The sequence below is a fragment of the Butyricimonas faecihominis genome (assembly GCF_033096445.1).
Taxonomy (GTDB): Bacteria; Bacteroidota; Bacteroidia; order Bacteroidales; family Marinifilaceae; genus Butyricimonas; species Butyricimonas faecihominis.
Genome location: NZ_AP028155.1, coordinates 210,882 through 223,310 on the forward strand (window position 1 = coordinate 210,882; position 12,429 = coordinate 223,310).

11 protein-coding genes are annotated in these 12,429 nt (G+C 44.4%); 6 read left to right on the forward strand and 5 right to left on the reverse strand.

All coding sequences use genetic code 11. The features are described 5' to 3' along the window. Positions 1-39 precede the first annotated feature (39 nt). Together R8806_RS00890 and R8806_RS00895 are read right to left on the reverse strand one after the other, a co-directional pair. Positions 40-1,215 (reverse strand): THUMP-like domain-containing protein, encoded by a 1,176-nt coding sequence (locus tag R8806_RS00890; protein ID WP_124316133.1) that lies wholly within the window; start codon positions 1,213-1,215, stop codon positions 40-42. 23 nt (positions 1,216-1,238) lie between these two features. After that, the gene (locus tag R8806_RS00895; protein WP_124316134.1) at positions 1,239-4,085 is read right to left on the reverse strand and encodes a sensor histidine kinase; all 2,847 of its coding nucleotides are present in this window, start codon (positions 4,083-4,085) and stop codon (positions 1,239-1,241) included. A 218-nt stretch (positions 4,086-4,303) separates the two neighbouring features. On the opposite strand from R8806_RS00895, the gene R8806_RS00900 reads away from it, so the two are divergent. The 3 genes from R8806_RS00900 to R8806_RS00910 all read left to right on the forward strand — a co-directional run bounded on the left by R8806_RS00900 (position 4,304) and on the right by R8806_RS00910 (position 6,069). After that, the gene (locus R8806_RS00900; RefSeq protein ID WP_124316138.1) at positions 4,304-5,203 is read left to right on the forward strand and encodes a transporter; all 900 of its coding nucleotides are present in this window, start codon (positions 4,304-4,306) and stop codon (positions 5,201-5,203) included. Positions 5,204-5,344: 141 nt separating this feature from the next. After that, positions 5,345-5,797 carry a putative signal transducing protein gene (locus R8806_RS00905; protein ID WP_124316135.1) on the forward strand — a complete coding sequence of 151 codons (453 nt, stop codon included), beginning with the start codon at positions 5,345-5,347 and terminating at the stop codon, positions 5,795-5,797. Then, on the forward strand, positions 5,794-6,069 hold the full coding sequence (locus tag R8806_RS00910) for a hypothetical protein (protein ID WP_087422062.1): 276 nt from the start codon (positions 5,794-5,796) through the stop codon (positions 6,067-6,069). Before R8806_RS00905 ends, R8806_RS00910 begins: the two co-directional genes overlap by 4 nt. Positions 6,070-6,120: 51 nt before the next feature. On the opposite strand, the gene R8806_RS00915 is transcribed toward R8806_RS00910, so the two are convergent. The 3 genes from R8806_RS00915 to R8806_RS00925 all read right to left on the reverse strand — a co-directional run bounded on the left by R8806_RS00915 (position 6,121) and on the right by R8806_RS00925 (position 8,823). Continuing rightward, a complete protein-coding gene (locus R8806_RS00915) occupies positions 6,121-7,011 on the reverse strand; it encodes a DMT family transporter (protein WP_183312885.1) in 891 nt (296 codons plus the stop codon). Positions 7,012-7,118: 107 nt separating this feature from the next. Next, positions 7,119-8,381 carry a sensor histidine kinase gene (locus R8806_RS00920; protein WP_124316136.1) on the reverse strand — a complete coding sequence of 421 codons (1,263 nt, stop codon included), beginning with the start codon at positions 8,379-8,381 and terminating at the stop codon, positions 7,119-7,121. A 175-nt stretch (positions 8,382-8,556) separates the two neighbouring features. After that, positions 8,557-8,823 carry a GNAT family N-acetyltransferase gene (locus R8806_RS00925; RefSeq protein WP_124316137.1) on the reverse strand — a complete coding sequence of 89 codons (267 nt, stop codon included), beginning with the start codon at positions 8,821-8,823 and terminating at the stop codon, positions 8,557-8,559. Between the two features lie 334 nt (positions 8,824-9,157). Between R8806_RS00925 and R8806_RS00930 the strand changes: the two genes are divergently transcribed. From R8806_RS00930 to R8806_RS00940, 3 genes are all read left to right on the forward strand, one after another. Further along, positions 9,158-10,522 carry a type III secretion system chaperone family protein gene (locus tag R8806_RS00930; RefSeq protein ID WP_124317313.1) on the forward strand — a complete coding sequence of 455 codons (1,365 nt, stop codon included), beginning with the start codon at positions 9,158-9,160 and terminating at the stop codon, positions 10,520-10,522. Between the two features lie 15 nt (positions 10,523-10,537). Then, positions 10,538-11,617: a trypsin-like peptidase domain-containing protein gene (locus R8806_RS00935; RefSeq protein ID WP_124317312.1), complete on the forward strand. Its 1,080-nt coding sequence runs from the start codon at positions 10,538-10,540 to the stop codon at positions 11,615-11,617. Positions 11,618-11,850: 233 nt separating this feature from the next. Beyond that, positions 11,851-12,411, forward strand: coding sequence for a sugar O-acetyltransferase (locus R8806_RS00940; protein WP_124317314.1), 561 nt, complete (start codon positions 11,851-11,853; stop codon positions 12,409-12,411). Positions 12,412-12,429: the final 18 nt, after the last annotated feature.

Below are 12,429 nucleotides of genomic sequence, written 5' to 3' on the forward strand. Positions count from 1 at the left end.
ACTATACGGGGGAAACAAGCGAAAAGATTCATACTAACTTCATTTTTCTGTCCTCACGATTACGGCTCGTCCGTCATTGAGGGTGGTGGCAAAAAGGTAGGTGGTGCCGCCGTCTTTTATCTTGCTTCGGGTACGGAGTTCGTTGACAGATAGTTTAAAGTTGCGGGTGGTGATGTTTGCTTTGGGGATGGTGCGGGAAATCTGTTTAAGCAGTTTGCTTGAAAAGTCCAGTATTTCTTTGACTTGAAATGCACGACCGGGGAAGTCTGCAACAAGATGATCCGAAGTGTAGAGGTGGCTGTGAGGGTGGAGTTTCTCCAGCCCGTAACGGTTGGCAACGAGTTTAAAGGCTCCGCTTTTGAGGACGGAACTATTCGGTTCATAAAGGTAGGAGCCGATATGACTCATGTAGCGAGGTTGTGCGTCCTTTTCCTCTTCCAAGAGAAAGGAAAAGTATTGCTCCGTGTCGGTAGCAAAATTCACGGTGTGAATGTTCACCGCTTGATTTATCGGGGTTTTATCCAGCACGAATAAAAGTTCCTTACACTCGTTGCGGACGGAAACCACATGCACGTCGGTGGTTTCGGGTAGGAGTTGCAGGACTGCGGAAAGGTCGGCCATGGGGGAGATTTTGATGATCAGGCGTTGACCTTGTTGTAAAAGTGTTTCCTTGATTTCCAGTACGTTCGGGGCATAATCGGTCAGGGCGAACACCCGCTTGTTATCGCTTGTCCGGCGGGCGGGATCAACATAGTACGTGTCGGCAATAACTTGGCTGGCCACGGTTGTCGCGTCAGCGTGAATAACCTCGATGTTGGTCGCTCCCAGCGCTAGGAAATTGGAACGAGCAGCCTCGCAGTACGATTCATCGCGTTCCACGTATGTCACTTTATCTACTTGCCGGGAAAAGAAGTACGTGTCGACGCCCAAGCCACCCGTGAGGTCGCAGAGAGAGTTACCGGTGGCGAGTCGAGCCTTGTAGGGAGCAGTTGTCTCGGATGAGCATTGTTCGGTGGATAGCTTGGACGGGTAGAAGATGTCCCGGCAGGCATACCACGAGGGAAGTTTCTCCTTGATATTCTCCCGGGCTTGAATTTGTTCCACGGCCAACACGACACGATCATCCGGGTACTCGTTTTTCTTCCATAGTAACTGATCCGGATTGTCGTCCAGATGCTCTCGGATGAAACGGGATATTTCGGGATTTAATGGCATGTTCGATCGTGTTAAACAAATTATCAATGGTCGGTAGCGCCTGACTTTGCTTTATACAAGGGATCGTAGGGGAGCGAGAACCAGAACGTGGAGCCGCATCCCAGTGTGGATTTAACCCCGATTTCCCCGCCCAGTTTTTCAACGATACTCTTGCAGATGGACAAACCCAAGCCTGTACCTCTCGCGAAGGTATTTAATTTTATAAAACGATCGAAGATTTGTTCTTGATTCTTTGTCGAGATCCCGATACCCGAGTCTTGCACGTGGAATCGGATGTACTTTTCCGAGAGAGTATAACCCACGTGAATGTAACCGAATTCCGTGAATTTAATCGCATTGTTGATGAAGTTTGAAAGAATCTGCGTGATGCGGTTTCTGTCACTGCAAATGGAACAATGAGGCTCGTGTTCCTCGAATGATAACGTCACGCCCTGAGGGACTTTCATAGCATGAGAACAGATGATTTCTTCGCATAGGTCATTCACGTCCACTTCGGCAAACGTGACCTCGTAGGTTCCCGCCTCGATTTTGGAGAGGTCAAGTATATCAGAGATGAGTTGCAATAAAAGTTCGTTGTTTTTCTGTATCACGGAGATGTATTGTTCCCTTTCCTCGATGTTGCTCGTGTCAGCCAACAAGTTGGAGAAACCTACTATTGCGTTGAGAGGGGTACGGATTTCATGGCTCATGTTAGCCAAGAAGGCCGATTTCAAGCGATCAGCCTCTTCGGCTTTCAGCTTGGCGGCAATGAGTTTACTTTCTGTTTCTTTTAGTTCCGTGATGTCAAGATTTAGCCCGATGAGTTCAATAATGCCTTTCTGCGGATTGTATTCTTTCACTTTGAAACGTATACGCATCCAGCGCCAGCTATCCTCGAATTGGATACGTACCTGCCCGGAGAATGACTGTTCCTCCCCGTCCATGACGTTTTGGAAAAACGTGGCGAGACATTGGAGATCATCCGGGTGAGCATGCTCGTAGGCTTCCATGATATTGTTGATCTGGCGGGGTGTCTGGTTTAGATTATGAAACCAAACGTCCGAACCCAAAAAGTTGTTACTTAGCGGGTTCCAGCGGCAAATACCTACTTTGGAGAATTCCGCGATGTCATTGAACAGGGTTTCAAAGTCTTCAATTTTGCGGTAAGCCTTGATGGCTTCCGTGTTGTCGATGACGATGAGAAGGTAGTTTTCTATGTTATTGTTGGTATCATAGAGACAATTTCCTTTTACCGTCAAGTTTCTCGTTCCCTCGTATTTCGTGTTGTAGTAGGTTTTATTCACGTTCGTGAATTTGTATGTCAGCGGGAATGTGATTTCCTTGCCCTGCCGTAACATTTCGAGATGTTGCTGGGGAAGATTCGGATTTTTAAATAGATTAACTCCCAGTACGTCTTCTTTGTGTTCGAAGCCAAAGATTTCGCTTTCAACGTCATTTAGAGCGATTAAGGTTCCATCTTTATCATAGATTTCGATACCGACGGGTATGTTTTTGTATATGTTGTGTAAGGTTTCTTCACTACGGCGAAGGGCCTCGATCGTTTTCATCCGTTCTGAGATGTCCGTGAACAAAGCGACGACTTCTTGTTGACCTTGTAAGTAGATCAAGATATGATACTGGCGTCCTGTATTTGCTATTAGTCGATTGGTTTCAAGTACTTTGCCGCTTGAAACGACTTGCTGCAACACTTCCAGTTCTTCGGGTTTGTTCGCGTTGAAGTCTTTAGCAGTATGACCGATATACGAACCGATTGGCGATGCTGTTATATTGTAAAAGGCGGGATTCGCATCCAGATATTTGTAATCGGTTACTTTGCCGGAATGATCATATAAGATTTGCATCCGTAGGTAACCGATTGGCATATGATCGTAAAGGCTCTTGAAATACTCTCTTTCCTGTTGGGCTTTTTTCTCGGATGCCCGTAATTCGATACAGATGTTGATGATGTTGGAGATGGCTGAAAACCATTCCTTGTCGATCATGCTCCAAAGGCGGGGTGTGTTTACAATGTCTATCCCCATATACCCCCAAATACCTTGTGCGGATAGAAGTGGGAATACCATGAGGGAGGCAATATTCTGACGGGCCAAAGTTTGCTTGTCGCTTATGGCTTCCGGTGGCATCTCATCTAGGTTGTTGATGATGATAGGCACGTTGTTGAACATTTGTTTACTCCACCACTGGTTGTAGTTGATGTCCATATCCTGCAATGTGTCGATCTCCGGGGAAACTCCTTCCCGGGTAGCTTCGTAGATACAACTTTGTGTACCTTTTGCCTTGTCGTACTGGAATATATAAGTGCGGTCCCCGTTAAATTGCTGTAATAAATCTTTCAGCGTGTCCGTGATGACTTTTGGGGTGTCTGCACTTTTTAAGAAGTTTGATAGGGACTGAGACAGGGCAAATTGCCGGACCAGTAATTCCTTTAAACGGGAGTCTTCCTTGTTTTTATAAAGGGATGTATTCGTTTCTTCATCAAGTATTTGGGAAAATCCGATGGCGATAATCGTGTTGTCTTCCCGCACTATTTTGTTGCCCAGCTTGGAATGAATCCATAATTCTCCATACTTTGTTTGGATCGGGAATATTTCGTCGTAGAAATTCTGTGTCCGGATGTGGATGAACGAGGAAGAGATACGTTGCCTGTGTTCCACGTTGATGATGTTTAGGAACTCTTCTACGGTCATGGTGTTTTTAGATAGATCGAGTATATCCATGATGTAGTCTGAACAAATGATTTCGTGAGTGTTGAAGTTTACCTTCCACCAGCCGATTTTTGCTGATTTTTGTAGTTCGTGGAGTATAAACTCTTTCTCTTGTAAATCTTCTAATTCATTTACCGGAATTGCGGTATTCTTGTTTTCAGACATGATCGAATCTATTTAGTAGTGATTATACGCCTTGGAGATGTTTTCCTGTTTCACGGGCAAAAGTAGACAAATTTTGCATAATAGCCATGATTTAGGGTTAAAAACGAAAGATTATAACTGGTATTTTACAAGTTTTGACAGAAGGGGGGATCTTCTGTTTTTTTATTTGGATTATTAACGAATTCAATGTTCCTTTGCGATGGAAAAATAATGAAGACGTGTTAGAGCGATTAAAAACATGGATGTTGCCTTTGGCGATGTTAAGCGGGGGTATATTTTACTCTTTTTTCAGCTTGTTTTCTTTCTTGACTCCTTACTTGATTTCCGTGATGCTATTAATCACGTGTTGTCGTTTGTCGATCAGAGAAATGCGTTTTACCCGGTTACACGTGTGGATGCTTGTGGTTCAGGTCGTGGGTAGCGTGTGCGTGTACGCCGTGTTATGCCCTTTTGATGCCTTGTTGGGAGAGGCTATGATGATTTGCGTGCTGGCCCCGACGGCCGTGGCTGCGACGGTTGTCACGGGGATGCTGGGCGGGAGTGTGCCATGTCTAGCCGCTTACACGTTAGCGAGTAATTTGTGCGTGGCAATCGTGTCACCTGTGATTTTCTCTCTCGTGGGGACGCAAGGGGAAATGTCTTTCGGTGCGTCTTTATGGTACGTTTGCCGGCAGGTTGGGCCGTTGTTACTTTTGCCGCTGGCCGGGGCATGGATCTTGGAATATTTTATTCCTTCAGCACATAAGGTGTTGAAAAGTCATCAAAGCATTTCTTTCTATTTGTGGTCGTTCAGCCTGACAATCGTGGTCGGGAAAACGGTGTCTTTCATTATGCAGCAGGATAGTAAAAACTACGGGGAAGAGTTTTTAATCGCTTTTGCCGCGTTGTTATTGTGTATCGGACAATTTGCGATCGGGCGTTGGGTCGGTCGCCGACATGGTGAGACCATTGCAGGAGGCCAAGGATTGGGACAGAAAAACACGATTTTGGCTATATGGATGGCGCAAGTGTATCTTTCGCCTCTTTCTTCGATAGGACCTGCCGCTTATGTCCTTTGGCAGAATAGTATCAATAGTTGGCAGTTGTGGAAGAAGAGGAAGAAGGAAGGAAAAGCATGACAATGTTGTATTGATTTATCTTGTTATTGGAATAAAATGGAATGTTATTGTAGCATATTTGGAAATATAGCGAAAATATGCTAACTTGTGTCCGGGTATTTGTGGGGAAAGTGAGAATACAAAATATAATGAGAATGGAGTATGAGTAAATGGAGTGTAGTGCATACAGTTACGTTTTTGCAGGATGCTTACATGATCAAGTCTTACTTGGAATCGGCTGGAATCGAGACTTTGATACCGGATGAGTTTACCGCACAGGTGAATAATTTCTATACCACGGCGATTGGTGGTGTGAGACTGATGGTACGCACGGAGGATTTGGAATCGGGGGTGGCTTTGTTAAAAGAAGGCGGGTACATTAATCCCGAAAATTCGGTAACGGATGAGGAGATTTTGATCGTGGGAGCAGATAGTTCCACGGATATGACTTGTTGTCCGTTCTGTGGTTCTGCGAATATCGGTAAAAGAAACACGCCGGGAATGGCGATGGTGATTCTTTATTTCTTGTTGTCGGCGTTATTTCCGATATTCCGGTCGGCAAACAAGTGTTTTGATTGTGGTAAGATCTGGAAATTTAAAAAGATAAGACAATGATGAGTGAGGTTAAATTGGCGAATATTGATGGTGAGGAATTACGGAGAGAGCTCGAAATTTTGTTCGAGGATAAGGAGAAAAGAGTGTTTTTCATGCAGATGTTGGCAACAAGTGTCAAGGAGACAAACGAGTTGCTAAATGTGGTGACTTTGATGCTGGAATCCCCGGAAATATTACAGAATCCCGAGTCCAAGATGAAGATATGTGAATTTCTGAAGAAACATAAGGGTATTATTGCCGATTTATCAGAGAGTATGAAAGTGTTTTTATAGTTTGATTTCAAGATTTGTTTATAACAGCTTTCACTTTTTTCTTTTTGTTTATCAATGCGAATCCTGCAATGATAATACGAGGGCGATTGGGTCGTGCCATGAGAATTTCTGGAGACCGAGCGATATTGACACGATGGCTCCGGTGATAGGGAGGAGGTAAATATACACGCTTTCCACAAAGGGCGAAATGTATAGCAGGGCTTTCAAGTTTAGGAAGTAAGCTATCATCGTGGCGAAAATAAGCACGAAACCGAGTTCCAACCAGATATGTACGGGAGCCTCTGACGTGAATAGCGGGGCTTCGAGGGTTTGATGCAAGCCGAAAGGGAGTACGAGGATAAAGGCTGCCAAGCTCATCCAGCGCATCACGATAACCGAATTGAATTTCTGGGTGTAGGGTTTGATTAATATGAGATAGAGCGCGTTGAAAACCGAGGCAACGAAGATCAGAACGTCTCCTGTGAATGAGTCTTTCACCGCTCCTGCGTGCGGGGTGATTGAAACGTAAAGAGTTCCCGCAAGTCCCAAAACGATACCGATGGCTTTGTAGCGATTGAAGTCCGCGTGAAGAATCAGTACGGCGAGTGCAATTACGATAATAGGTTGCACGGTACGGATAACAAAAGCATCCACGGGACCCGTGATATTCAAGCCGTTGATGTATAGTAGTAAGTTACCCCCGATGCCGAGCAGACCGCCCAGCATCATCATGAAAATGTCTTTTCTTTTGGGTTTTGCCTGTTGTTTATTTGCCGGGATGAAGAGGGAGATGATCCAGAAACCGAAAGCCATGACCGTGCAACGAATTAACACGAGGCCATGAGGACCGATCCATTCCGGCATGAGGATCTTCATGAAATTCGTGTTAAAGCTATATATGACAATTGTAGACAAGACCATGAGATGCCCGATGATCTCTTTTGGCTTTTGAGTTGTTTCCATTCGTGTCGTTTTTTCGTGATAAACGGAAACTTCCCGGATAAGGTTTGAGTCGGTCTTGTAAATTATATTAAAAACTCAAACACTTGGTCGTGGTGGTGGATAATGTATTACTTGTGCATATCCAGTGCAACATCACCTGCCGGAATCGGTTCTTTTCTTATAGAGAAATGGAAACGAGTTCCACGTCCTTCAGAAGAGGTAAATTGAATGGTTCCGCCCATCGCCTCAATGTATGCCTTACAAATAGATAGACCCAGTCCGGGGCCGTCGGTAAAGGTGTTTGCCTTATAGAATCTCTCGAAGAGGTACGTGTGTATTCTGGGCGGCATTCCTAAGCCCGTGTCTTCCACGATGAAGTTAATCATATTTTGTTCTTCATCCACGGAATAAGCGAGTTTGATGTGTCCTTTGTTTGTGAATTTCTGGGCGTTGGACAGGAGATTGAGAATTACCTGATATAATTTTTGTTGATCCGTGTACACCAAGAGATTCGGGGAGTCTCCTTCCAAATACAATTCCACGTTCGGGTGGGTGTTGTTCATTCGAAGAAGGATAATATCCTGAAAAAACTCGTGCAGACAGAAGGTTGCCATCTGTAAATCGATCTTGTGCGCATCGATCCGGGCCAGCCGCAACACGTCATTTGCCAGATGCGAGAGTTGGTCGGAGTGTTCGTATATAAGATTCATGTACTCGTTTTGCTGGTTAGGTGTCAGTGTTTTATCCGTACTTACTAGGTTGGTCCAGCCTAAGATGCAGTTTAACTGGTCGTTAATTTCGTTACTCAGTTTTTCGAGAAACGTGAATTTTGACTTTTCAATCCGTTCTGTTTTGGCCAAAGCATCTTGTAAGCGAATTTGAGCCTGTTTGAGTTCCGTGATGTCATGAATGGTAATTAACATTTCCGGACGGTTGTGAATGTTCATGTATGAACCGGAAACGGCAACATTGCATTTGAAGGTTTTCTTGTCTGATAGACGCAGGCTTACAGTGGTTTCCAAGTTAGAAAAGTCCTTTTTCGTTTTAAAGGCTTCCGTTACTGCCTGTCTGATGGGACAAGCCTTGCAAAGTTCTCCGTTGCCGCAACCTTTATTCAGGGAATTGACACAATTAAGTAGTTCCCCGACTCTTTTAGGTTGTCCAGAGTCCTCGGTGTCTGTGATCGCGTAATAGTTCGTTTTCTCCACGATAAAGTTCCTGTCAATGACAAGGATATAGGACTTTATGTGTTGTAAAATAAAATTGAATAGTGCCTCAGAAGTTTTGATTTCTCCTTTTTTGTCGCTAATAATTTGTTTCGCCTGTATATACTTGTATAAAATAAACAGGATTACACATATTAGTATCGCGATAATGATGTTATATTTCATGCTACACACTTCTTGTAATTCACCACAAAGTTGTTAAATTTTACCGATGTTCCAAAGGATAGAATTATAAATTTCTATATTTTTTGGAAAATTGTTCTGTCGCAAACACTCCTTTTTTGCAATATTTTTGTTTTTCGTTCTGATGTGCAGGTGTTTGCTAGTAGGGAAGATGGCATTAAAGTAGATCTTCGTATTCTTTATGACGGGCCACGTATACGCGGGCAAAAGGACAGGTGATGATAACCTTCAAGTGATTTTCCCGTGCATAATTCAACGTTTCTTTCACAAGTTTGGCCCCGTAGCCTTTATTCTGCAAAGGTTTGGGAACGAATGTGTGTAAGATGTTGATTCCCCCGTCAAAGGGTTTGTATTCTACGACGGCCGAATTCCCGTTTTTGGAGAATTCGAACATATGTCTGGTTTTATCATGTGTAATTTCCATGTTTTGAGTGTTTTTGAGTTTATAAATTTCTTATATATACGATAAAAGAGCGGGTGCAGTTTCAAACTTTTTATTAAAAATTATTTGTTGGGGGAAAGGAGGTTGGTCGGGGCATGGTGTATACTGGCGGTGTGGCCTTGATTGCTTATGATAAATTATATGTTTTGAGATGCTGATTATGAGAAATTTGATGATTATTTTTTGGTTTATAACCTATTTTCACGAACCGAGGGGTGGATTTCTCGGATAATTGTATAATTTTATAGCGCTCCCGTGTGGATGTGGCACGAGTGAGCGCGTGAATCATAATTATTTATTTAATACATTATAAGTCATGAAACAAACATTGACATTTAACCTTTCCACGATCGCTTCTACGGAAAGTAAAATTAAGGTCGATTATTTCGATACGAGTGTAGAGGCGTTCGATAATGGAGAATATTTGCAGTCGTTCTATGCTTTATTGGACTATGTGAACGACGAATTCCGTGAGAAATACGGGAACGCGAAAGGAACGGAATTTAATATTCCTCATGGTTCGATCGTGGTGAATATAAAGATCGAGGATGATCGGTTGTTGATTCACGCACCGTTTCTCTCTTTGCCGGAGAAGAATCGTATTCCCTTGTTACGGCAGGTTGCAGGCTTGAATTTTAATGCTATGGACTTGGCTCAAGTTGAGTTGAAAAAGGATCGATTGGCATTCGAGTACACTTGCCCGCTGGCACTGGCAAATCCTTACAAGATTTATTATATTCTTCAGGAGATTTGTAACACGGGAGACAAGTATGATGACGAGTTCGAGACCAAGTTCGGGGCTCAACGGATATATGAACCGAAAGTAACTCCTTTTGACGATGAGACGCTGAACACGGTTTACGAGGTGGTACAATTGAGTTGTAAGGAGTGTATGGATGCCGTGAAGGATTTTGAGGTGGACCGGAAATACGGGTTTGCGTGGAACGTGCTGGATACGACGATATTGAAGATATTGTATTACGCTCACCCGCAGGGACAGTTGTTGAATGACTTGAATAAGGCCGTTTCCGAGATGGATCGGGAAGATATTCCGCTGCCGGAAGTGGTGAATTACGGGAAGTCTGTCATTGCCCGCTTGCAGGGAATGACGAAAGAGCAATGGGCTGAGGATTTGTATTACGTGGAGACCTTTATTTCGGATAAACGTCGTTCTAATTTGAAGAATATTCAGGAGAATTTCGAGAATTCATACAATCGTGCGACCCAAGCGTTTGAAACAGGTGATTACATGACGTGTTGCTTGATGATTGTTTACAAGTTCTACGAGATGTACTATTATAATAACGTGCAGGATGACGTGAATGCGGTTGTGGTTCGTGCCTTGGAAAAAGCTTCCGCCAAACCTTGGGATGAGGCTGCCCCGATCTTACATGCTGCCATGGATAATATCATGGAGGGAGAGTTGGAACCGGATGATGACGACGACGAGGAAGGTGAATTTGATATGTCCCAGATGATGCAGGGTATGCAGCAAATGATGCAGCAAGGAATGCAACAAGCGGCACAAGCCATGCAACAGGGCGGTGGAATGATGGAGTACGTGCAGAAGGTGCAGGAGTTGCAGCAACAGCTAGCTGCCGGACAGGTGAGTATGGAAGATTATATGTTGAAAGTACAACAGTTAGCCGCCACTTATATGGGGAACGGTCAGCAACAATAATGAAATTTAATGATTATGGAACAGAATATTTTTAACACTGTATATAAGGTCAATCATGCCGGTGGGTCAGGCAGTTGTTTTTACTTGAAAAATTATGACCTGTTCGTGACGAATTACCACGTGGTGGACGGTTTCCGCGAGGTTGCCCTGCAAGATAACGACAAAAATCGTTTTTACGCTAGAGTAGTGTTGGTGAACCCGGCAAAGGATATAGCCTTTTTAAAAGCCGAGGGGGATTTCTCCGCCCTACCGGAAATCGCTTTGTCCGCGTTAGATAGCGTGTCTATCGGCCAGAAGATCAACGTGGCAGGTTACCCGTTCGGGATGCCGTTCACGGTAACCGAGGGAACCGTGTCGTCCCCAAGGCAGTTGATTAACGATAGTTATTATATCCAGACGGATGCCGCCGTGAATCCGGGAAACAGCGGGGGACCGATGTTCAATGACCGGGATGAACTGGTCGCAATCACGGCAAGCAAAATCACGGATGCGGATAACATGGGATTCGGTATTCCGGTGACGGCTTTACGTGAGTTATTGGAACAGATCGGTGATCTGGATACAAGCGTATATAACGTGCAATGTAATAGTTGTGACGAGTTTATTTCCGATGAAGAGGAATATTGCCCGTCATGCGGGGATAAGTTGCCGTCGAATGTTTTCCAGGAACGTTCATTGACCGACTTGGCAGTTTTCTGCGAGGAAGCTATTCAGGCTATGGGAATTAATCCCGTGTTGGCCCGTGTCGGTTACGAGAGTTGGGTGTTCCACAAGGGAAGTTCAGAGATCCGTATGTTCGTGTACCAGCGTTCTTACCTGTTCTGTACTTCACCGATCAACGTGTTACCGAAGAAGAATCTCGAACCCGTGTTGACGTACTTGTTGAATGCAGAGGTGAAACCTTATCAATTGGGATTGGACGGTAATCAGATTTATCTGTCTTACCGGATTCATATCTCCGACATCTTCTCTGATTTTGCAGACGAGGTACAGAAAAATATCACGAATATGGCATTCAAGGCAGATGAGCTGGATAATTACCTGATGGATACTTTCGGGTGTGAATTGTCCGAGTATGCCAAGAATGACGCTTGATAGAGGAAAATATATTGAGTCAAGGAGGCTGTTCAAAAAGTCTCTTCTCAAACTCCCTCCCCCCTTCGGGGTACTCCCTCTATAAACAGAGGGAGAGCTGAAATACTTCCTGTCTTCGGGAAGAGTCACCAGCTCCTCCTCTGTTTATAGAGGAGGTGGCACGAAGTGACGGAGGAGTTTTTGGAAATAAAATGACTTTCCGAACGGCCTCTCTGTATAAAGTAAAAAAAATGATGAAGACAGAGAAAGAGAAGATGCTTGGCGGGGAGCTGTATAACGCCATGGACCCCGTACTATACGCGGAGAGGAGTCGGGCCAAAGAGTTGTTGTACGATTATAATCATACCCGGCCTTCCGAGAAAGAGATCAGGGAACGTATCTTGCGGGAATTATTAGGAAGTACAGGGGATGATTTTCTGATTGAACAGCCGTTTAATTGTGATTACGGGTATAATATCCGCATCGGGGAGAATTTCTATGCGAACGTGGGGTGTACGATTCTCGACGTGGCTCCCGTGACGATTGGTGATAACGTGATGCTTGCCCCGAACGTGAACATATACACGGCAGGTCACCCATTGGATGCGGAGATTCGTAATTCGGGGTTGGAATACGCTTATCCGGTAAATATCGGGAATAATGTCTGGATTGGGGGAAACGTGACGATTGTACCGGGAGTAACTATTGGTGCTAATACGGTGATCGGCGCGGGGAGTGTTGTGACGAAGGATATTCCGGCTAACGTGGTTGCCGTGGGAAATCCTTGTCGGGTTGTCCGGAAAATTCCAAAATAGAGATGATTGTGTATATAA

Coding starts and splice junctions, on each gene's coding strand:
- R8806_RS00935 (WP_124317312.1), top strand. CDS start 10,538: ATGGAACAGAATATTTTTAACACTGTATATAAGGTCAATCATGCCGGT.
- R8806_RS00890 (WP_124316133.1), bottom strand. CDS start 1,215: ATGCCATTAAATCCCGAAATATCCCGTTTCATCCGAGAGCATCTGGAC.
- R8806_RS00940 (WP_124317314.1), top strand. CDS start 11,851: ATGAAGACAGAGAAAGAGAAGATGCTTGGCGGGGAGCTGTATAACGCC.
- R8806_RS00910 (WP_087422062.1), top strand. CDS start 5,794: ATGATGAGTGAGGTTAAATTGGCGAATATTGATGGTGAGGAATTACGG.
- R8806_RS00930 (WP_124317313.1), top strand. CDS start 9,158: ATGAAACAAACATTGACATTTAACCTTTCCACGATCGCTTCTACGGAA.
- R8806_RS00920 (WP_124316136.1), bottom strand. CDS start 8,381: ATGAAATATAACATCATTATCGCGATACTAATATGTGTAATCCTGTTT.
- R8806_RS00905 (WP_124316135.1), top strand. CDS start 5,345: ATGAGTAAATGGAGTGTAGTGCATACAGTTACGTTTTTGCAGGATGCT.
- R8806_RS00895 (WP_124316134.1), bottom strand. CDS start 4,085: ATGTCTGAAAACAAGAATACCGCAATTCCGGTAAATGAATTAGAAGAT.
- R8806_RS00915 (WP_183312885.1), bottom strand. CDS start 7,011: ATGGAAACAACTCAAAAGCCAAAAGAGATCATCGGGCATCTCATGGTC.
- R8806_RS00925 (WP_124316137.1), bottom strand. CDS start 8,823: ATGGAAATTACACATGATAAAACCAGACATATGTTCGAATTCTCCAAA.